A 21,555-nucleotide genomic window follows, 5' to 3' on the forward strand; every position below is an offset into this window, starting at 1 on the left:
GAAAATCATGCAATCGGCGTATGCGAGCGACTGCCTGGTCGAGGCAGCACATATCTATGACATCGATCCTGTCCTTTTGCATGTCATTGCAGCACAGGAGTCGGGCTTCCGCGCGGACGCCACGCATCGCAACCGCGACGGATCGATCGACATCGGTGTCATGCAGATAAACAGTGCATGGTTACCCGCTTTGAAAAAGTATGGCGTCGGTGAGAAGCAGCTATTTGACGGTTGTACCAATGAGCGGGTTGGTGCATGGATATTATCGCAAAACATCGCACGATACGGCGCCACATGGCGTGCCGTCGGCAGCTACAATGCACTCACCCGCTCTCGACAGACGGACTATGCGCAACGTATATTCAATCAATATTATGCAGTGAAATCTCCGCGCCGCGCGTTGGATTCGACCACGAAACATGAGACAATCACGCCAGGACAATGGACGTCATTGGCGGTCCGGTCGTCAGATTTTCAATCTGCAATGCTGCAACACTAAGTCGGGTTATGTCATCGCGAATAACGCTATGCCAGGAAAGTCGGTATTCGCGTCAAAACCGACCTGACTGATTCAAAAGTGCTATAAATGCATCGGTGCTCAATGGTTTTGAAAAAAGATATCCTTGTCCTGTATCGCAGCCGATTGCACGAGCGAGTTCTTGATCTTCCGAAGTTTCGATTCCCTCGGCGACTGTTTGCATCCTCATCGCTTGCGCAAGCAACACGACCTTCCTCAGGTTGGCACATCTCTTTGCGTTACCAGCCATACCGGCACGCGCACCCCAAAGTGACGCACGGTCAATTTTCAGAACATTGAATGGTGCCAGTCGCCAGCGACGAAACGATGATGCTCCCGCTCCGAAATCATCGATCGCGCAGTCGAATCCGCATAGACGCCAGTGACCTACGGCGCCCGCCAGGGCGTTAGCACAGCGCTCGCCACCGTCTTCGGTAACCTCAATGACAATATGTTTATCGAGACCACGAACATGCACACTATGCGCCAGTGCCTGCGCGGCGCTTGCGGATCTCACTGCGGTAGCGGACACATTGATCGAGAACTTCAATGGTTGCACCCGAAATCGCCCATGCGACCGCATCTTCTCATGCAGTAATGCGGCCGAGTTCAACATGGTTTCGAACAACGTGAGATCCATGCGGAGCTTCGAGATAAGTGGTACGAAATAGTCCGGCGATAGCATCTCGCCGGAGGCAAGTTGCCATCGTGCCAATAGTTCGACACCCACGATTTCGCCAGACATCAGACAGTACTGCGGCTGCGCCATGGCCGCAATGGCACCTTGCCTTAGCGCCTCTTGCAATTCCCTTTTTTCAATATCCGAAGGAACACCGGCGTCGTGATCAAACAGCCGCGCTAGGCGCAACGGACGTGGCATCGGCAGTGAAGGCGCGATTGAGATTGTCTGATCGGGCAGCACCGATGGACGATCAGCGAATATCGGGGCGGGTAGCCGCAAATACCGCGCATACACATTGGCAGCACGTTCCAAGTCGCGGGTCGGCATACCAATAACAACCAGCAGCGGTACGCGTACGGCTTGGCCCAGGCTGTCGAGTACCTCGAATATGGTACCTTGATCCAGACGCCATGCCGATACGACCAGTTCAGGCTGATGTTCGTCGAGCGCCTTGCGTACATCCGACAGCCGGCTGACTTCGCTTACGTCAATGCGCATTCTGCCTTGAAAGTGCTGCCGCAACGTCGCAATGATCCGTTCACGCACAAGGGTGTCGGGGTAAGCAACTACCACATGACAGTGTGCCGGACACGGAACCGCACGGACAGAGACCACCGTCTACCTCCCTAGTCGCGCTTAAGCTCACGCATGATACTGGCCAATTCAACGTCATTTCTCGCCCCTAGCTTTCGCATGGCGGCACCTTTTTGATTACTGACCGTCTTCGGGCTCCGGTGAATCCGAGCTGCTATCTCAGAAATGGAAAATCCGTCGCAAGTCATACGCGCCACGATTGATTCCTTTTCAGACAACGCACTCAAGCCTGTAGCTTTGTCGACACCTTGAAAAATATTTGACAGTACCGCGCTTGCAATAGACCCTGGCAAGTAAATGCTTCCGCTTTGAACTTCACGGATGGCATGAGGTAGATTTGCGCAATCGCTTCGGGCTTTTCCAATAAAACCAGACGCGCCAGCGGCCAGCGATGTTGAAACGATGTGTGATCCGGTATGAGAACTCAGGATCACTACTTTTGTATTCGGCGCAACGCGCTTGATTCGCTTCAAAAGGTCAACACCGTCCGCCTGTGCATCGTCTGCAAACTCAAAGTCACACAACAATACATCTACTGGGGTGTCGGAGAGGTGTTGAAACAGATCCCCTATTGACGAGCAGCTAAACTGCACATCGATATCACTGTGTTGTGTCAACACTTGCGTGACGCCCAGCAAGATAATGGGATGATCGTCCGCCAGTCCTACCGAGATCTTCTTCATGTCATTCTCCTACCGTCACTTCGCGCTTGTCACGAACCCTTTTACCCGACAGCCACCATCCTGGGTAAATCGTCAATCGAACGTTAGAAATCATCCTTTGCGCCGCGGAGCAAGCATATGACAATTCCCACAAACGCAAACCAGACCATCGTAACTTTGAGATATAACATGACTGCGTCCCGTTGAAAAGTATTTTATTAGCCACTAGTCGCTTAATATTAGAATTATTTTTTATTAAAATAATATTTATTAAAAAATAAACCTAACATAAAGTCAATCACTAGCAGGTGACCGTTAGTGCATGTATTGTGTCGAAGGTGAATCGCTTCGCACAGAGGCGTAGATGCAATATCGAATAGGCCATATCCCAAGCCGTGTTGGGATATGGCCACAAACAATAAGGAGTAGTGAGCGCAATGCCGCAACGCATTCTGGCGCGTAGTTACCGATACCATCGACGATTGCTGTATGGCGCGGCCGTAACGCTGTCGATCGCGATCTTGGGTGTTGCTGTACTCGCTTCCATCACCGTTGTCGATCAGTATCGAGATAAACAGGTCGCACTCTTCGTCACAAAACGGGAACAAGTAAAATCAGAGGTCGACAACCTCTCGGTGCGGCTCATGCAATTTGTCGATCTGTATGAAGCTGCCTGGTCACTACATCAAAAAGATGACGTACCATTGCAAACCTATCAGCTTCGGCTGCGCGAAGGCAACGACGTCACCGGAACGAACCCCGATCTCACTGTCACTCCCTTCACGCTCGTAAGCAGTCTCTCGAATTCAAGCGACGCTGAACGATTGGCCGGCCTACTTCGTATCTTGCGGGACGTCTCGGCCGCGCCATCCATTGACGCGCGCAAGATCGGCGTTACCTTGCACGGGGGCATCTATTCGCCGGACGGCAAATTCATGGCGTTTTCTCCACCTTTGGACGAAGCGGCCCAACGCGTGGCACGCCAAGAAGGTGCCGTGCGCTTTAACGTATCCAAGACCGCATTCGCGGAAAATCTGCTATCGGGCCAATCACCCCGCGAGTTGCGCGCAAACCGGCCGTTTTGGGTAACGGACCGGCGCCTGCCAGAGGCTGGTGTCGATATCCTCAATCGAGGAGAGGCAAAGAAAACAGCGATATCCGAGATTGTCCTACCTATTTTTCATGGAGAGCAACGCGTTCTGACAATTGATGTAAGCGTCGGATTCGATGATTTTCTTCAATTCTTCCTGCATAGCGAACGGACGCCGGGGTTTTTTGTACTCGACAGCGCAAGCCAACAGAATTTGGGGTTCTCACCAAGCTCCGCAGCCGATAAGCGACGGTATCGCGCAATTCAACGGCAATCCTCGGTGATTGGACACTCAGACGGCACGCTGCGTAGCTATCGCGATGGTGGTGTGTTTTATATCAGCCAAAAAATCAATGGCCCGGGCTGGGTCGCCGTTTATGTATTCGATTGGCGTGATGTCGTAGCGAGCCTTCATCGAGAAGCCATTCTGGGGCTGTGCATTGTGCTAGCCTCATTGCTATTCCTATGGGGTTCTGTCATCTTTTTCGACAAACGGATTGCGGGTCCACTCAGCGTCAGCATTCAAAAACGAATCGAAGCGGAGCATTTCAGCAAATCAGTCATCGACACCATTCCCGTTGGCGTGGCCGTCTACGTTCCTGAAACAAACGAAGTAGTCCTGGAAAATGCGGTAGCCACACAGATGCTTGCGGATGACAACGGAAAACGCAGTATCGATTTCTATACACGCATCGCCCGCGACTGGCCCTCCTCCCACGAAGCGGGCGATCATGTGTTTAGAGAGGTTGCGTGGCCAGTGGGCGCCAATCGCACCAATCACATTGGCGTGGCCGCATCGCGTACGCCATATGGCGGTCGGGTAGCCGTGCTCTTCGGTCTGGTCGACCTGAATTTCAAGAAAGAAAACGAACGCCTGCTGATTCAAGTCAAGGAAAAAGCGGATGAGGCAAATAAGGCAAAATCGATGTTTCTCGCTTTGATGACGCATGAGATAAGAACGCCACTGCACGGCGCTTCCGGTCATCTCGAATTACTAGAGCGAGAAGTTATCGAAACCGAACATCGGGAGCGTGTCGCTCTGATCCGCCGCGCTTTTGGCTCGCTGCTACAGATTGTGGACGATCTACTTGATTTGACGAAAGTCGAATCCAATGCGTTGACGATCAACTCGGTACGCATGTGCGTCAACGATGTAGTGGAGCAAGCGGTCCAGCAATTCGCGCCCGCGATCACGCGGCGTGGCGTACGCTGTTTATGCTTCACCGACCCCAGGTTGGATGACAACGTTCATGGTGATCCGCAACGAACCGGGCAAATTTTATTAAACCTGCTCAGCAATGCAACCAAGTTTACGGAAAGCGGCGTGATCGTCGTCCGAAGCCATCTCATTATCAGCGACGCGCGGAGCCTGGTTAGACTCGAGGTCACTGATACCGGTATCGGCATCCCGTCCACGGTGCAATCCACCTTATTCAGCCCCATGTCACAAGCTGACAACACGATCAGCAGGCGATTCGGCGGAACAGGCCTTGGGTTATTTTTATGTCGAAAGTTGGCGAAACTGATGGGCGGTGACATTACGTTGACCAGCGCGCCGGGAACAGGCAGTACGTTTCGTGTAGACCTACCCTTCGGCGCAATCCGTGATCCGCGCATGAACGATGCGGACGACTACGATGGCACGGCGCCAAGACTACGCGATTTGCACATCGGCACCGATATACGCGATCCGGAGTGGCAAGCAGCCTTTGCACGACGCGTTTCGCGCTGGGGCGGCCGCTTCGTGACGCTGCCGGACGCCGATGCGCAGGAAGATGCTTCACTGGACATCCTGGTAACATCCAGCGACATCGACAGGACCGACGGTCGCAACGGGCCGGAATTACTGGCGGCACATACCCTGTCCGGCAGGGTGGCTCCGAAGCTAGGAACGATCTGCCTGGCGAGCGACCATCCCCTGGTGCCACGTCACGCGGATGGAATATGGTATTTGACGTCTTTATCAAGACAGGCCTTACGCAGTGCACTGCGACAATTATCAGGCCGCACGCCGGTGCCGGAAAGCCAGCCTATGTACCCGCCTCAACGTACCGCGGCAGATTTGGATATCTTGATCGCGGAAGACGAAGACGTGAGCCGTAGATTGCTTACCGATCAATTGCGACGACTCGGATGTCATCGTATCCGCAGCGCCGCGAATGGGCTTGCCGCGCTGGCGCTATGGCACGAACAACCAGCGGACCTAGTGATTACCGATCTATCGATGCCAGAACTCGACGGCCCCGACTTGTTGCGCGAAATTCGCCGAGTCGATCCACAAGCAACGATTATCTGTACCACGGCATCGGTGAGGGACGCCCCGTCCTTTTCCGAAACAGCATTCGACGGACAATTAGACAAGCCTGTGTCGCTCGATGATCTGGCGCGGATACTTGATCGCTTTGCGGGGAAAAGCGTTAATCCCATTAATAGCGACATCGATTCAACAACCACATCGTACACTCCGTTAGACGACATTTTGTGGCGTGCTTTTCAAAACGAGTGGACGAAAGACCGTGCCAGTTTAGATGCCGCGATCACAGCGTACGATAAGCCTTTGACGAAGCGTCTCGTGCACCGCCTGCGGGGCGCTCTGCTTGCATTGGGTGACGAGACGTTGATTGCATCACTCGAATCGGTGGCGGACGCGGTCCAAGCCCCACAGGACGGTCCATTGCAACAAGCATGGTGTTATCTTATCGTGCAGATTGAAAGTAAGCTGAAATCAGTCGCTCAGCGCACACTTTAAAATAATCTTATGGCTTTTGCAGGTTGCTCCATGAACGGATCCGGGATGGCAATCATGAAATGGACTACTGTCGTTGTTGCCGCCGCGCTCATGGGAGGTTGCGGTCCTGGGACGCCGAGTAACCCCGGTGGCACGGAGACCACGGGCAACGCCGTTGGCACGGGGGCAAATACCGCACCGACCGGCATTACATACGAACAAACGTATGCGCTTTACGGAACTGGCACGGCAATAGCGGATAACATCGCCACCACGACAGGCGGCACCGCAAGCTCTTATGGTATTTCACCCGCGCTACCGGCTGGGCTGACACTGGATAGCGCTAACGGGCGCATTGGCGGCACGCCTAACGCCACGAGTCCCACCACGACATATACCGTGGTGGCTGGCAATGCCCTTGGGAGTACGCAAACAAAGATTACGATTACCGTTGTGAATCCAGGAACCTGGACAACGGTGGCGGCGCCGGCCAGCCCTCATTTTGGTGGCACGGCTACCTTGTTGGACGACGGGACAGTACTCGTCGCGGGAGGACTGACCAGTGCTAACAGCAATACTGCACCAGTCGCTATCGCAGAGACGTATAACCCGAAAACCAATACCTGGACCACCGTGGGCGCCATGAATAGTCCTCGGTTGGCACACACTGCCACGTTATTGACCGACGGCACCGGGCTGGTGATAGGTGGGTACGCCACGCCGAGTTCGAACACCACCGCGCTTGGAAGTGCTGAAATTTATAATCCGTCCACGCGACAATGGCATGTAATTGCGACACTGAATCAAGCCCGCGCCTTCCATACTGCGACCCGATTGCCTGACGGCTCCGTACTTGCGGCCGGCGGCACGTCCGGCGCACCCATCTTCGGCATGACCAGCACGGAACGTTATGTGCCGTCCAGCGGGACATGGACTACCGCCGGTTCGATGTTGGCAGCGGAACTCGGTCATACCGCGACGCTGCTATCGAATGGGCAAGTATTAGTCGCAGGTTTAATGGGCGAGCGATACACGCCGGCCACCGACTCGTGGACGAGCACCGGGGCGATGAACGTACCGCGCTCGTTGCACAAGGCTGCATTGCAACAAAACGGCAATGTGTTGATTGCGGGTGGCCTAGACGGTAACGGTAACAACATCTCGTCAACGGAAATTTATGACGTGACCAGCGATACCTGGACAGCGACCGGTGCGTTGTCTGCCACACGCATTTATCATGGCATGGCAACTTTACTCGACGGAAGCGTCTTGGTCGCCGGCGGCGAAGTGGGCAGCACGTCTACGGCAAGCACGTCGGCGGAACGCTACACGCCAGGCACCGGAACGTGGGCCAACACCGGTTCTCTCGCGTTATCGCAAGAAAATGCGGAGATGCTGCGTTTACCCTCAGGGCAAGTTTTGTCAATCGGCAGCGACGCCGAGGTTTACGTACCATGATAACGTCCAGAATGCGCGCGGCAAGTCATCGGGCTTTGTTTACCTGTCAGCCAGCGTCAGAGGTTTGTTGGTTCCATTTGTAGTACTGGCACGACCGTTTTTTGATATTTTCCCTCGTATATACTCGGTTATAAATGTCCGAGGCGGCTAAATGCGGGAGTTGCAACGGATGACTTTTTTAAAGACAGGACCTGAAAAATCAGAGTCAAATAAGTGATGCCCGTTGGAAAACGGTCATCCGTGGCGGATATCCATCGCGCGCGCCTGGGCGCTTTCGAGATATCGCGGAAGCGGGAGAATAACCCTACGCCACTTGAGCAGGCCGAGGTGCTACGCCAGATCGCTCAGCGCCAGGGAACACACTTGCGGCACGTCAATAGGACGCAATTTCTGACATTGCTTGCCTTGCTCAGCAACGTCAGCAATGTCGCCGCGGCAAGTAGGACTCCCTGCCCCCAATACCACGCACCGGGTTCAACGGAGGCCGCTGACGCGATCGCACCTCAATGCAACTATGCCTTGTTCGCCGCCGACGGCGCGCGGAAAACACAAACACGAACCACCGAATTTAACGTGACCGGTTACGTTCGGAATGATTTCCGAGCATTCTGCATAGAGACCAATCAGTCCCCATCAGGAAAACGCCGTCATGCATGCTCGATTCGACACATCGAACGTATCAAGCGATCGACCGATGGAAGCACGATCTACGCAATAGGCCAACATCGACGCGAACCGATCAACGTGTTGGCGATGCATTCGATGCGAAGCACGGCAAGTGAGGCGCAATACTTTTCCATTTACACAAAGGATCGATTGCGCTCCGACACGATCTCCACCTACACGATGACACTCGGTGTAGATGGCAGCCGGAATGGAACGATCGATTTCATGACCCTGCATGAACGGCCACTTGATGCTGACTGGCGGCGTGTACTGTCAGTCGGCCGAAACAGTCACAACAGCCTGGTGATCACGCGTCCCGGCCTTGACGGACACGATGTTCGCCTTATCGTTGCAAACCTAGAAAAATTTCATATCAATACCGCCGATTATTTTACGATTCGAGCGACCGTCTCTTGGAAGGGTAGGTGTTCCTCGTTAGCGTTGAATATCGTCAAGGACACGCAAACCTTCTATCTTGGCTGTGTCCAATTTGGTCAAACAGACGTTGCGCACTATAGAGCATCGTTCGGATTGGAGGACGTTCAAGGACAACTGGGTCGAGTGAGTTTGCATTCATTTTCGGAAAGCCATCAAAGATTCCAGCCAGGCTAATCGAGGAACCATAAGATGATTAATTTTTTGGGATCACGCGCGAGATACGCGTTTGATACAGTCATCCACGGCGGCAAATACTTACACCGGCACGTTGCGAAATCCGGCGCAGAAGCACCAGGAAATTTTAAATCGCTATTCTCGCAATGTTCTCAAGGTATTGCCACGGTCAAGATGACGCAAACACCGCGCGCCGTCTATAGAAGACCGGTAATCCCGTCACAATCAGAGTGCTTCTCGCTGCTCTGGCCGCGACTTAGCGCATATGTTGCTTCAGTGGCGTCGAATAAGGATAGACAGGATTCGGATATGTCAGCAGTATCGCCTTGCCGGGTTGCCGCTCGACCACACGATCAAGCAGCGTCTTCAGTGGATAAATCGGGAACAATGACCTCGACCTCAGGCCTTCCCTTGTCTGCAATACAATGTCATCTATCGTCGAAAGCGATTGACTTGTCCTTGCGCCCATGGGTAGTTGAAGAAATATATCGCGTTGATCGCACCGCAGAGATCGCCGCGCTGATGCAAACAGTGTGTTCACTCTGCAATGCCGCGCACGAGACAGCCACTACTTTCACAGACACGGCGCTCGCGCAAGATCTTTCAAAAGTCTTTGGCGATATGATATTTACGCCGGACGATGCGCGGAATTGGCGACGTGACGTTGCAAACGCCGCTAAAAATTCGACAAGATTTGCGGAAAGTCATCAAGATCTGATCGGGTTCACCGCGTGCACAGAGCGTCAGATTGTCGGCTCAGCGCAGATACCTGCGCCGATCGTTTCTTTTATGGAAGAACACCAATCGCCCACGTTGCTGGTAACCGATGAATTCGCAAAGAAAGGTGAAACTGACGCAGTTATCCAATTGCTTCGCGCAGTGTCGCGCGCTGCGGGCCGGCGAGATGCCCTGCTCTTTCCCCTTGCGAATAACCAGGATGCACTCACGTTAGCGCTGCTCCCTCCAGGCATGTTTCGGGAATTACAGTCATACCGTCGTGCGGCAACGGAGGTTAGTGCAAAATTGGTGCGAGGGCAAGCAGATGCGGAAATTAATCGCGCTGCGGTGGAGGCAGGCAGCGAGTTCCCGTCGAGTCTGATCGCAAGCAGTTCAGCGCCTAAGGCCGCCGCCGTTCGCGCGTCTCATCGCGATCCGAGATGGACCAAAAAAGTGACGAACGCAAATTGCGACAGCTTGATGCAATACATCCTTAGATTAGCTATCGGGGATGTAAACATTTTCCGAGCAAACCGTTAGTAGTAGCGGGTCACCCTCATTCCCGGTTACGCCACCACCACAATCTTGGTCTTTCCACAGGCGTGACCAGCCTGACTGGTAACCACCCCATCTTTTTTATCCGCGGATTTGTGTCACGACGTGCGACATAACGAAAGGCATGCCCATCGTAAGCGGCAAGCATTTCCCTTGATATTGCATCGTCTGCTACACGAATTGGCTCTTTACGATCCTCACATAATAATGATTGCATTGCCAAGCCGTGCTCTTTCAATCGAGGCGATTGCCGCCGCATCAACCCTCGGCGTGATTGTTGGACCATTCAAGTTACCAGAGGCTGTATGGGCTGTGTTCGGAGCACTCAGTCTATGTGTCTTAGGATTGCTGCCTTGGTCCGAAGCGCTCACTGCCATTGGCAAGGGACATGATGTCTACCTGTTTCTGATCGGTATGATGGTGGCATCGGAACTTGCCCGTAAAGAGGGGCTTTTCGACTATATGGCGGCACTTGCCGCAAAGCTTGCTCGCGGTTCGCAAAAGAATCTCTTCTTCTTGATTTATTGCGTTGGGACGATTGTTACCGTTTTTCTCTCCAATGACGCAACCGCTGTCGTATTGACCCCGGCTGTTATTACCGTAGCCCGAGTCGTAAAGGCAAAACAGCCTCTGCCATATCTTTATATCTGTGCATTTGTGGCAAATGCTGCAAGCTTCGCCCTACCGATCTCCAACCCTGCGAATCTCGTTATCTTCCAGGATCGAATGCCTTCACTGTTGAGTTGGCTTGATCGATTCGCTTTGCCGACCCTGTTAAGTGTCTCGCTCACCTACCTGTCATTGCGCCTGATGCATCGTGAAGAATTGACAGAAGCCATTATGGCGGACGTCGCGCTCCCGCAACTCTCTACGGCGGGCAAAGCAACAGGCTTCGGCATTGCCGCAATGGCGATCACCATATTAAGTGCATCGGAATGTGACATGCCGCTAGGGCTTACAACATTTTGCGCGGGCTTGACGCTATTCCTGACCATCTGCATGCTTAAGAAAAAATTTCTCGCTTCTCACCTTTCCGAGATTTCGTGGAGCGTCCTGCCGCTGGTTGCCGGTTTGTTTATCTTGGTAGAAGGTCTACAGCGCACAGGCGTAGTAGATAGTCTGGCCGGCATTCTCATGTCAATGTCGAAAAACATCCCTGCTCACGCAGGCTGGCTCTCCGGTGTCGTCACGGCCCTTGCCTGTAATCTCATCAACAATCTTCCTGCCGGGTTGATCGCAGGCTCAGCGCTCGCCACAGCCCACGCAACACCTTCTGCAGCAAGCGCAATCCTCGTAGGCCTTGATCTGGGTCCCAATTTCTCGCTCACGGGTTCTCTCGCCACGCTTCTTTGGCTCACGACACTGCGCCGGAGCGGAATCGAAGTGACGGCTTGGTCCTTCCTCAAGCTTGGCATGGTAGTAACGTTGCCCGCATTGGTAGCGGCATTGCTTTCCGTTGCATTGTAAGCCCTCCGAATGTACCTTGCAGACGGTCATTCAGGGAACAATCCGTTGCCGCTTAGGGCCGAACCTAATTGATCATGCTGGTATTCCATCGGCGCGTGCATCGTGGCTAAACGTGTTTAGCCCGGTTCATCGGTCGCATGCGTATATGGATGTAGCTTCCGGCTCTCGAAACATTAATGATGCGGTGCGAAAAGCAATATCGCAATCGATAACGTGACGATACCGGAGAGCGATGACACCACCAACGTCGATCCGGCCACCGGTGGGCGAAGGTCACAGCCCGCACCGAATACCAATCCAAAAAAGCCGGATGGAATAGCGGTCAGTAACACGGCCTGTGCCCCCACGGTCATCGGAATATCGAATAGCCGCACCAGCGCATAGATTAGCAAGGGTTGGACAACGTTCTTCATGCACGTTCCAAAGACAACATCGCTTGTAATGCGTATTGGCTGCGCCGAAAGCATTAACCCCGTAAGAAAGAGCCCCAGGCCTGCGGTCGCGTTAGTGAGTGGTCCAACACCGACAATCACCAGATCGGGTAGCTGAAAACCTGAAAGTGCACAAACGAGACCCAGCATGGGTCCGTAGAAGATCGGTTTTCTTACCGAGTGCCGCAATGCAATCACGAACTGGCGTGTCGCCGAGACGTTAGCAGTACTCCCACCCGCCCTTGCCTTGTGAAGCTCGAGCAACGCGAGCGTCAATGGTGAGATTGTGACTGAGCCCACCGCGATCGCGATTGCCACCGGTAATGCCGCCTGCGCACCAAACACGGGCAAGAGCAATGGCAACCCGATGGACGCAAAGTTAGGAAATGCGATCGTCAATGTTTCGACGGCGGCATCGCCGAGCGGCAGCTTGTAATACTGTCGCTGCATTGCGTACGTCACTGCATACACCAACAGCAAGCCAATCGCGAGTACCAAGGCCAGCATGCCATTTTGCAAAATAACCGATTGCGGCGTGTGCGCGATTGATACAAACAGCGCTAGCGGCAAAGCGAATTGCATCAACATGCCGTTCAGACTGCTTACGTTTTGATTATCGACAAGTTTTCGTTTTCCGGCGATATAGCCCAGGACTAATACCAAAAACACGGGAAGCAGCGCAGTCACGATAAGTGCATACATGTACTTTTAATCTCACTTCACGATACGAGTACGGCAAGCCACTACCGCGACACTTCGTTTTATCAAAAAATTAAACGTCCGTTTGACTTACTACAGTTAAGTCTTAGTAGGTTACGCGAATCTAATGCCTTGGCATTGATATAAGTCAACTGGGCAATACCCGTACTACGGCCACACAACCGGCCGAGGGCCTTGTCGCATATTTGGCCTTATCCGTACTGTGAATAAATCCGTCAAGGTTCATCAGCGATGCCACGTACTGGAAGGCTTCATGCGCGAAACACATACCACGCGCATCGCAGATGGGAGCGTCATAAAAAGACCTTTCTATGCTCGTAATACATGTCATTTCGAGCCGCTGTTCAACGCAAGAAAAGGGATTTTATGTGAGAATCCCAAAAAAAATAGGAAAAAAATACCTATTTTTGGTATAACGCCTGCCTTAGCAGGTAACTAATGCTATTTTTTTCTAAAGATCACCGAATCGATGTCGTAAATATGGCAGTACAAACGTTCGAGAGCGAACGTCATCACACGGAGACTCATCGTGAATAATCTAACAGTCGGAAAGAAGCTTGCTTCGGCATTCTTTGCCATTGTGCTCGTATCAATGATTGGCAGTGCCATTTCATTGTGGAATTTCTTGGGACTACGGCACGCCGTTGATTGGAATACGCACACCTATGACGTCCTTGGCACATCCAATACTGTTTTGGAAGGCATGCTCAATATGGAAACCGGTGCCCGCGGGTATCTGTTATCGGGAGAGTCAAACTTCCTGGATCCGTACCAAAAAGGCGGCAAGGCTTTCGCGGATGCGAGCGCGGAACTCAAGCGCTTGACCTCGGATAACCCGACGCAGCAGGGACGCATTGCAACGCTGACCGACTTGAGAAATCGGATCGGAGAGATTGACGACAATCTCATCGGCTTGCGTAAAGCGGTTACCGCTGGGGAAAAGCCACAGTCAGCATTGAACGATAGCTTTAAACTCGGCCGCGATAAGGAATTTATGGATAAGTTCCGCGTCGTGATCAAGGAATTGCAGGATGAAGAGCGTTCGCTGCTCGCCGTTCGCACCGCCGAAGTTGAAAAGCTGACGACATCGACACAATGGACGTTAGCAATTTCCGGCCTTATGACGATCCTTTTGTCGATTGGTTTTGGCTACTTCATTACGCGCAACTTGCTTGGAACACTTGGCGGCGAACCTAGCGCTGCATCGACGGTTGCCGGACTAATAGCCCAGGGTCGACTGGACACTGCCATTACATTGCGCGGTGAAGATAACACCAGCCTCATGTTTTCTCTCGAAAGCATGAGACGTCAACTCAATAGCATCGTAGGTAGTATCACGGCGTCGAGTGAATCGATTTCCGTTGCATCCGGACAAATAGCGCAAGGCAACACCGATCTCGCGCAACGTACCGAAGAGCAAGCGGCCTCACTCGAGGAAACCGCTTCTAGCATGGAACAATTGACTGCGACTGTCCGCATGAACGAAGGGAACGCGCAAGAGGGCAATCGATTGGCCACGATGGCTTCCGAGGTCGCGATCCGCGCAGGGCAAGAAGTTCGTCAAGTCGTGGACACAATGAGTGATATCGCGAACAGTTCGAGCAAGGTCTCCGAAATCATTTCGGTTATCGAAGGCATTGCTTTCCAGACGAATATTCTGGCGTTGAACGCGGCTGTCGAGGCTGCCCGTGCTGGTGAACAAGGACGTGGCTTCGCCGTTGTCGCTGGAGAAGTTCGCGCACTTGCACAACGTAGCGCAAGCGCGGCCAAGGAAATCAAAGATCTGATCGAGCAATCGACCAATCGAGTAAATGTCGGCAATAAGCTTGTGAATGCAGCAGGTTCGACGATGGATGAGGTTGTACAGTCCGTTAAGAGAATGACAAGCTTGATGAGCGAGATCGCGTCTGCGTCGGCGGAGCAGACAACGGGAATCGAGCAAGTCAATCTCGCGGTCGGTCAGATGGACGAAGTCACGCAACAGAACGCGGCATTGGTCGAGGAAGCATCGGCAGCCGCGCAGGCGATGGCTGAACAAGCAACAAGCCTGTCGAAAGTCGTGGGAATATTCCGTTTGGACCCGTACGCGTCTCAGCTTCAGAAACACTGATCAGCAGGCGTTCGCGTCAACTTAACCGAGGGCTTCGAGACTATCAAGCCCTTTAAGTACCTCGGCATTGACGCACGTACTGTCACCGATCGTGGCGATTGTTCGCACATCACCGACCCTCCCCCTCGCGACCTCACTCATAACTGCGACTCAATCGGCCAAGCCAATAGCTCGCCAATCTTGTAGCGCATCGACCGCGCTTTCCATTGCGCCAGCGAGTACCGTTTCGCGTCGCGGATATCGCTTTCCATGACGCTGGTCATCGCGCTCCCGAATACAGGAGAATAGACGTTCAGACTGGCTTCGTCGTTAAGGTTGAACGATCGCATATCGAAATTAGTCGATCCAACGGACACCATCAGCCCATCCAGGATCAGCATCTTGTTATGCATCATCGTCTTTTCGTACAAGTAAATCTCGACGCCCGCAGCCAACAACGTCCCCCATTGCCGCTTCGATGCAAGGCGAATCATCGCTGAGTCCGTATAGCGATCGGGTACAAGCAATCGAATCTTCACGCCTCGCTTTGTCGCATTCACCAAGGCTTCGTTCATCAGCCGATCCGGAATGAAATAAGCCGCCTGGAGATCGATTGTTTTTGTTGCCGCGGCGACAGCCAGCAAGTACATCAATTGCATACTCGTATTGCCACCGGAAGGTGAACTGACAAACATATGCATCTTATGATTACCGGCTGGCCACAATGCCGGATAATATTGGGTGCCGTGGAGCACCCGCCCGGTCGTCTTGATCCAGTTGTCCATGAACCCGGCTTGCAACTGCGCGACTACGGGACCCTCGATCCTGAAATGCATATCGCGCCAGTGATCGGGGTCTTGCGCATGGCCCCGCCACTGATCTGCTATCCCCACCCCGCCGGTAAACCCGATCGCGCCGTCCACTATCAGCAGCTTACGATGCGTACGATTATTGAGGCGGGATACGGTGTACCACTTCAGCGGATGATATTTTTCAACTTCTACGCCCGCATTGACTATCTCGTCGAGTAGTGACTTGTCCATCCTGAAACTACCTGCCCAATCGAGCATGACATGCACAGCTACCCCTGCTTTCTGCCGTGCCTTCAAGGCGTCGGCAAATTCTTGACCTATTTCCCCTGTCCAGTAGATATAAGTTTCAAAAGTAATGCTGTGCTTCGCGGCACGAATCGCAGCGAGCATTGCCGGGAATATTTCGTCACCATTCTGCAGCGCCGTTATGGCATTCCCCTGCAACATGTCGGGCCCAAGCATTGTGTCCATTTCCAGCTCGAACTGCGGGTCGTCGATGGCATGACAGTGGTCGATGGTATGACGCACCGCTTTCTCAGGCACTTTGAAATTCACGGCCAACAGCACAGCCAATGCCGTCGCGATCACGGCAATGGCTATCAGTATCCAGAACATTCTTGTGCTCGTCGAGACAACGAAGTATTGCAAACAGGTCGATCCAATATAGCAAACGGAATGAGGTCACGTGAATGATGCCATGCCATTGCACATAATAGACCTGTCATTTACATGATGTGGCGCCAATGCATTTCATGCATGCGAGACGCCGAGATTGCCGATGTTCAGAGTATTCGCCGCCGACGTCGATGCTGGCGCGAGACACTCCGCTACGACAGAGCAAGGAGGACGTAGCAATAACCTGGCGTCTGATCGTCACTACGGATTGGAAAATATCGTCGACCGGCTGCCACTACATGGAACGATACGTGCTTATAAGCAGACAACCAGACTATATCCACTGGCAAAAAAGAGGAGTCTTATATGTACGAAGATCAAGCAGCAGGCACCGTGAAGAACATTGCTGGAAAGGTCCAGGAAGGCATCGGTAATGTGTTCGGTGACCCCCAGACTCAGGCAGAAGGCAAGCTGCGGCAAGTCGGTGGCGCAATCCAGCAGTCATATGGCCAAGCCGTTGATAAAGTCAGCGAAACCACCCGCATCAATCCAATCGGCTCTCTGCTGATTGCCGCGGGAGTAGGTTTTATTTTGGGAAAAGTGCTGTAAGTGAGCGCTGAATAGCGTCAGGCGGATTGAAACCGTTGGCTGGCAATCTCGACGGGATTGCCAGCCAACGGCCTATGGGACTGCCATGCGCTGCTTTTAGCGGCACGGGTGCCCGCACAGACAGGCGCTATCGTTCAGGGCAATTTGAAAATATCAACGGCCTCGCGCAGTGCCCTCGCCTGCGACTCCATCGATTGGGTGGCGGCTGAAGCTTCTTCCACCAACGCCGCATTTTGTTGCGTGACTTCGTCCATTTGCGTGACCGCCTCGGCGACCTGATCGATCCCCTTGCTTTGCTCCCGTGAGGCTGTGGCGATCTCTTCCATAATGCTGGTAACACGCGTGATGCTCTCTGCGATTTCTTGCATCTTGCCACTCGTCTCACCAACCAGGCGACTTCCACTCTGCGTTTGTTCGACGGATGCATCGATCAACGTCTTGATTTCCTTGGCCGCACTGGACGAGCGCTGAGCAAGGGTTCGCACTTCACCTGCCACCACGGCGAAGCCTCGTCCCTCCTCGCCCGCTCGTGCCGCTTCCACGGCGGCGTTCAATGCCAGAATGTTTGTCTGAAAGGCAATGCCTTCGATGATGGCAATGATGTCCGCCATCTTGTTTGAGCTGCCATCAATCGCGCGCATCGTCTGTGTCACTTGGTCGACAATGCCACTGCCTTGCGCCGAGTTACCGCGCGCGGCAATGGCAAGCGCATTTGCAGCGGAGGCATTTTCCGCATTTTGTTTCACCGTCTCCGTCAGCTCCGCCATGCTTGCGGCGGTTTGCTCCAAGGCGGCAGCCTGCTCCTCCGTACGGGATGAGAGATCGACATTACCCGCGGCAATTTGCGTGGCGGCACTGGCAATTCCCTCGGCCGAGCGACGTACCGTCGCCACGGTGCCGCCCAGCGTACGCTTCATCTCTGCCAAGGCAGTCAGGAGCGTGCCCATTTCGTCGCGCGACGTTACGACAACCGGTCGACGCAGATCGCCCTGGGCCATTTCGGCAAAGTGTTGCAGGGCGGTGCCCAATGGCGTGGTAATCGCCGCGAGTAGATTACGCACCGTCAGTACGCCAGCAATTACGGCTATCAGGATGCCGGCATAAATGATTGCCCGGAACATCTGATATCGGCTGGACGCGTCACTGTATAGCTTGGCTGACTCCGTAGCCTGGTATGTCTTCAGCTTCTCGTTGCTTTGCCGATAAGGACTGTAGGCATCCCCTACGGCAGTGGCCGCGACAAGGACGTCACCCGGATTGGCACCGGACGCCATTATGTTTTGCCAGACCTCGATCTTTGAAAAAAGCGCGTCGCGGTTGCGTGACACATCGGCAGCAAGTTGCGCCTCTTCCGCCGTGTTGGGCAGCGCCGTATATGTCGTCCAGGCGGCGGCGGTATTGGTCCGGAACTCCTGGGACTTGTTGAAAAGGGCTTCCACCGCTTTTTTGTCGCCAGGATTCGCGGCCAGAGTCATTGCCGCACGATCAAGCGTGGTCCGAATTTGCAGGACGTTCGTTTCAGCTACACCGATCGCCTGGGTAGCAGCCAATCTTGTCGAGTAGATCTCATTCAGGCTACCAACCGCCCGGCCCATGCCGAACTGACCAAGGAAGCCCAGAGCGGCGATCAGGAAAATCAAGAAAGTAGTCGCGGCAATAAGGCGAGCGCGAATGGTAAGCGTAGGCATGGCGAATCCAGTATCGGACGTGCACGTCACACGTCTCGCCAGGGTTAACGACAATCTCGCTCCTCACTTGAGGTATTCCATGGAATATCACCGATTCGTTGCCGCAATTAAACGTAATATTATTAGACGTCATGCGAATCTGGTAATTCGTGCGCTGTCACGGTGGATATTGCCGCCCGTTCGGCGCATCGCGCGATGGCGAAAGCCTGTTAGTTCGGGCAGTCGTGCGTTACGCGCATCCAAAATTAACGTTTTTCACGGAAAGAGGTAGAATAAGAACGTTTTTTTATACGTTTTAACAAATTTTCTGGGATTCCGATGGAAAACGCGATCGGTTATCGCTGGCTTGCAAACCGCTATGGTATCGCGGCCACGCAGCCCTATCCCGTTGAAAGTAACATTGGCCCCACGCGACGCACTACTCGCCACGACAAGACCGTACACGAAACCTATACGCCAGTCATGCGGCCGAGCGACACGTTATCGGCGCACCTGACCTTTGCGTTAAAGCATGAGGGGATATTCCTTGAATTGCTGGCGCGTTTGTTTCAAGCAATACCTGTTCCGGAATTCGTTGACTGGATCATGGGTGAGCGGACAGGTCAATATGCCAGGCGAGCCGGATTCCTATACGAATGGCTGACCGGCAGGCAACTCGACGGCGTCCCCGCGGTCCCGGGCGGGGGCTATGTCGATGCGATCGATCCCGAAAAATATATCGTCGGCACGCGCCCCGAAAACAACAAGCGGTGGCACGTGCGAGACAACCTTCCAGGGACTCGCACATTCTGCCCACTGGTAAGACGCACCAACCACGTGAATGCCGCGCAGGCCTATGATATCGCGGCGCAGCTTGATGCCTTGCAGGTGGAATACGGCGTGGATACGCTGCGGCGTAGCGCGGTCTGGCTCACATTGAAGGAGAGCCGCGCCAGCTTTCAGATCGAACATGAGCAAGATCGGAAGGATCGGATCAAACGATTTGCCGAAGTCATGGAATCGCGCATCGGTGTCTACGATCGGCCACTGGCGCGCGAAACACTCGCGGACCTGCAACGCGAGATCATCGGCGAGCGCACGACCATTACACGTTTTGGCTTACGTGAGTCGCCTGTGTTCGTTGGCGCCATCGAACATTTCCGCGACGTCATCCACTACATCGCGCCGCACTGGAACGATGTCGATCGAATGCTCGACGGGCTGGAGACATTCCTCACCCGCACGGAGGGCGCATCACCTATTGCCCGCGCGGCGGTTCTTGCGTTTGGCTTTGTCTATATCCATCCGTTTGCCGATGGGAATGGTCGTATCCATCGTTTCCTGATCAACGATCTTCTACGACGCGACGGCGCGGTGCCGGCCCCATTCGTGCTGCCGGTGTCGGCCGCCATCACCAGCCGTGCCCAGAACATGGCCGCCTACGATGCAGTGCTGGAGGTTTTTTCAAAACCTTTCATGCGGCATTACGGAGCCTTCAGCGCGTTTGACACGCCACGTCGTTTTCCGGACGGCGTGACATCGAGCTTCGCATTCGATGCTTATGCGGATGCACAGCATGCATGGCGTTATCCGGATCTGACCGCGCACGTCGAATACCTGGCGGAATTGATCGATCGAACCATTCGCATGGAGATGCGGAGGGAAGCGCAGCTGATGCAAGGTTGGAGCAATGCGCGAAGCGGCGTCAAGGATATCCTTGATGGCCCCAATAGCGACATCGATCGCATCATAAGATCAGTAAAAGATAATAACTGGACGCTGTCAAACAAGCTTCGAATGGAGTTCCCCATCATGGACAGGGAAAACCTGGCGGAGCCGATCATCGCCGCTGTCCGTGCGGCATTCGAGGCAATGGACCATTCGGCGGAAGATGATCGCGAGAGCTAGGATCCGTACCGCGCTCAAGGCGTCACTTGGTGCGAGAGTGTCCCAATACCCACGGAGGGCATGCCGGATAATGGGATTGCGTGTTGTTGCGGCGCAGGGGTCAGCTCTTCGGAATCAGCGAGGTCTCACGCAATGCTTCCGGCGTGGCGGTACCAAAGCCAAAGAATTCGAGATAGGCCGGGATCATTTCGTACAACATATCCGTACCCACCTGAACCAGGCAACCTTTATCACGCGCCGCACGTAACAAAGGGGTGTACTCCGTCTTCATCACCACTTCCCCGACGAACGTTTCCGGCGCGATACGGTCGACGTCGAAGGGGATGGGATCATCGTCTTTCATACCCAGCGGTGTGGCATTAACGATCAGATCATAGCCGTGCGGATCGCGTGACCCGGTCTCCACACGCAAGGCCGGATAATGCTGCATGAGCCGCTCGGCAAGCGCCGTGACGCTGCGTGGATTCGTATCGAACAGCATCATTTCCGCCACACCCGCGCCAGCAAGCGAAGCTGCAATGGCACATCCCACGCCACCGCTGCCCAACACCAGCACACGCGCCCCCTTCAGTACCTTGCCTTTGCGCAAGACACCGCGCACGAACCCGGCACCGTCAAATTGATCGCCCAGCAGCGTTCCGTCCTCACGCTTGAGGATGGCGTTGCACGCGCCTGCAATGGCTGCGGTCGGCGTTACTTCGTCCATCAACTCGCTAGTCACGATCTTGTGTGGCATCGTCACCAAAGCGCCCTTCAGGTTCGTGAGCTTGAACAGCGTCGGCAGAAACGTCCGATAGTCGTCGGATAGCACGCCCATCGGCACCACGACCGCATCGATCCCTTGTTTTTCGAACCACGGATTGTAGATCAGTGGTGCTTTGAAACCCTCGGTGGGATAGCCGAGATGCGCGATCAATGTCGTTTTTCCAGAAATCATGTCATGCTCCAGCGACGTA

General features: G+C 53.9%; 15 protein-coding genes. 9 read left to right on the top strand and 6 right to left on the bottom strand.

From position 1 onward, the window contains the following. Positions 1–7 precede the first annotated feature (7 nt). Positions 8–499: a lytic transglycosylase domain-containing protein gene (locus SJQ66_RS22470; protein WP_320534573.1), complete on the top strand. Its 492-nt coding sequence runs from the start codon at positions 8–10 to the stop codon at positions 497–499. Positions 500–551: 52 nt separating this feature from the next. Here SJQ66_RS22470 and SJQ66_RS22475 read toward each other — a convergent pair whose 3' ends face one another. Together SJQ66_RS22475 and SJQ66_RS22480 are read right to left on the bottom strand one after the other, a co-directional pair. Further along, the gene (locus SJQ66_RS22475) at positions 552–1,745 is read right to left on the bottom strand and encodes an EAL domain-containing protein (RefSeq protein ID WP_320534574.1); all 1,194 of its coding nucleotides are present in this window, start codon (positions 1,743–1,745) and stop codon (positions 552–554) included. A gap of 80 nt (positions 1,746–1,825) precedes the next feature. Continuing rightward, entirely contained in the window at positions 1,826–2,476 is a 651-nt protein-coding gene (locus SJQ66_RS22480) for a response regulator (RefSeq protein WP_024902867.1), read from the bottom strand. A gap of 416 nt (positions 2,477–2,892) precedes the next feature. Here SJQ66_RS22480 and SJQ66_RS22485 point away from each other — a divergent pair, with 416 nt between their 5' ends. From SJQ66_RS22485 to SJQ66_RS22505, 5 genes are all read left to right on the top strand, one after another. Further along, on the top strand, positions 2,893–6,294 hold the full coding sequence (locus SJQ66_RS22485) for an ATP-binding protein (protein ID WP_320534575.1): 3,402 nt from the start codon (positions 2,893–2,895) through the stop codon (positions 6,292–6,294). 54 nt (positions 6,295–6,348) lie between these two features. Continuing rightward, entirely contained in the window at positions 6,349–7,731 is a 1,383-nt protein-coding gene (locus tag SJQ66_RS22490) for a putative Ig domain-containing protein (RefSeq protein WP_320534576.1), read from the top strand. A gap of 519 nt (positions 7,732–8,250) precedes the next feature. Next, the gene (locus SJQ66_RS22495; RefSeq protein ID WP_157684978.1) at positions 8,251–9,009 is read left to right on the top strand and encodes a hypothetical protein; all 759 of its coding nucleotides are present in this window, start codon (positions 8,251–8,253) and stop codon (positions 9,007–9,009) included. A gap of 15 nt (positions 9,010–9,024) precedes the next feature. Further along, positions 9,025–10,266: a hypothetical protein gene (locus SJQ66_RS22500; RefSeq protein ID WP_157684979.1), complete on the top strand. Its 1,242-nt coding sequence runs from the start codon at positions 9,025–9,027 to the stop codon at positions 10,264–10,266. A gap of 222 nt (positions 10,267–10,488) precedes the next feature. Beyond that, positions 10,489–11,748 (top strand): arsenic transporter, encoded by a 1,260-nt coding sequence (locus SJQ66_RS22505; RefSeq protein WP_024902872.1) that lies wholly within the window; start codon positions 10,489–10,491, stop codon positions 11,746–11,748. A gap of 173 nt (positions 11,749–11,921) precedes the next feature. On the opposite strand, the gene SJQ66_RS22510 is transcribed toward SJQ66_RS22505, so the two are convergent. Then, complete coding sequence (locus SJQ66_RS22510; protein WP_024902873.1) at positions 11,922–12,881, bottom strand: AEC family transporter; 960 nt, start codon at positions 12,879–12,881, stop codon at positions 11,922–11,924. Between the two features lie 547 nt (positions 12,882–13,428). Here SJQ66_RS22510 and SJQ66_RS22515 point away from each other — a divergent pair. After that, positions 13,429–15,009, top strand: a complete 1,581-nt coding sequence (locus SJQ66_RS22515; RefSeq protein ID WP_024902874.1) for a methyl-accepting chemotaxis protein — start codon at positions 13,429–13,431, stop codon at positions 15,007–15,009. A 137-nt stretch (positions 15,010–15,146) separates the two neighbouring features. On the opposite strand, the gene SJQ66_RS22520 is transcribed toward SJQ66_RS22515, so the two are convergent. Next, positions 15,147–16,415 carry a phospholipase D-like domain-containing protein gene (locus SJQ66_RS22520; protein WP_320534577.1) on the bottom strand — a complete coding sequence of 423 codons (1,269 nt, stop codon included), beginning with the start codon at positions 16,413–16,415 and terminating at the stop codon, positions 15,147–15,149. Between the two features lie 366 nt (positions 16,416–16,781). Between SJQ66_RS22520 and SJQ66_RS22525 the strand changes: the two genes are divergently transcribed. Then, positions 16,782–17,024, top strand: a complete 243-nt coding sequence (locus SJQ66_RS22525; protein WP_024902876.1) for a CsbD family protein — start codon at positions 16,782–16,784, stop codon at positions 17,022–17,024. Between the two features lie 134 nt (positions 17,025–17,158). Here SJQ66_RS22525 and SJQ66_RS22530 read toward each other — a convergent pair whose 3' ends face one another. Beyond that, positions 17,159–18,712, bottom strand: a complete 1,554-nt coding sequence (locus SJQ66_RS22530) for a methyl-accepting chemotaxis protein (protein ID WP_157684980.1) — start codon at positions 18,710–18,712, stop codon at positions 17,159–17,161. Positions 18,713–19,030: 318 nt separating this feature from the next. Between SJQ66_RS22530 and SJQ66_RS22535 the strand changes: the two genes are divergently transcribed. Further along, positions 19,031–20,599, top strand: coding sequence for a Fic family protein (locus tag SJQ66_RS22535; RefSeq protein WP_024902878.1), 1,569 nt, complete (start codon positions 19,031–19,033; stop codon positions 20,597–20,599). Positions 20,600–20,699: 100 nt separating this feature from the next. Here SJQ66_RS22535 and SJQ66_RS22540 read toward each other — a convergent pair whose 3' ends face one another. Continuing rightward, entirely contained in the window at positions 20,700–21,536 is an 837-nt protein-coding gene (locus SJQ66_RS22540) for a shikimate dehydrogenase family protein (protein WP_024902879.1), read from the bottom strand. Between the last annotated feature and the right edge of the window lie 19 nt (positions 21,537–21,555).

The sequence above is a fragment of the Robbsia andropogonis genome (assembly GCF_034047095.1).
Taxonomy (GTDB): Bacteria; Pseudomonadota; Gammaproteobacteria; order Burkholderiales; family Burkholderiaceae; genus Robbsia; species Robbsia andropogonis.

Excerpts from the sequence above, each read along its gene's own strand:
- SJQ66_RS22490 (WP_320534576.1), top strand. The coding sequence starts at position 6,349 with ATGAAATGGACTACTGTCGTTGTTGCCGCCGCGCTCATGGGAGGTTGC.
- SJQ66_RS22530 (WP_157684980.1), bottom strand. The coding sequence starts at position 18,712 with ATGCCTACGCTTACCATTCGCGCTCGCCTTATTGCCGCGACTACTTTC.
- SJQ66_RS22535 (WP_024902878.1), top strand. The coding sequence starts at position 19,031 with ATGGAAAACGCGATCGGTTATCGCTGGCTTGCAAACCGCTATGGTATC.
- SJQ66_RS22520 (WP_320534577.1), bottom strand. The coding sequence starts at position 16,415 with ATGTTCTGGATACTGATAGCCATTGCCGTGATCGCGACGGCATTGGCT.
- SJQ66_RS22540 (WP_024902879.1), bottom strand. The coding sequence starts at position 21,536 with ATGATTTCTGGAAAAACGACATTGATCGCGCATCTCGGCTATCCCACC.
- SJQ66_RS22525 (WP_024902876.1), top strand. The coding sequence starts at position 16,782 with ATGTACGAAGATCAAGCAGCAGGCACCGTGAAGAACATTGCTGGAAAG.
- SJQ66_RS22510 (WP_024902873.1), bottom strand. The coding sequence starts at position 12,881 with ATGTATGCACTTATCGTGACTGCGCTGCTTCCCGTGTTTTTGGTATTA.
- SJQ66_RS22500 (WP_157684979.1), top strand. The coding sequence starts at position 9,025 with ATGATTAATTTTTTGGGATCACGCGCGAGATACGCGTTTGATACAGTC.
- SJQ66_RS22505 (WP_024902872.1), top strand. The coding sequence starts at position 10,489 with ATGATTGCATTGCCAAGCCGTGCTCTTTCAATCGAGGCGATTGCCGCC.
- SJQ66_RS22485 (WP_320534575.1), top strand. The coding sequence starts at position 2,893 with ATGCCGCAACGCATTCTGGCGCGTAGTTACCGATACCATCGACGATTG.
- SJQ66_RS22470 (WP_320534573.1), top strand. The coding sequence starts at position 8 with ATGCAATCGGCGTATGCGAGCGACTGCCTGGTCGAGGCAGCACATATC.
- SJQ66_RS22480 (WP_024902867.1), bottom strand. The coding sequence starts at position 2,476 with ATGAAGAAGATCTCGGTAGGACTGGCGGACGATCATCCCATTATCTTG.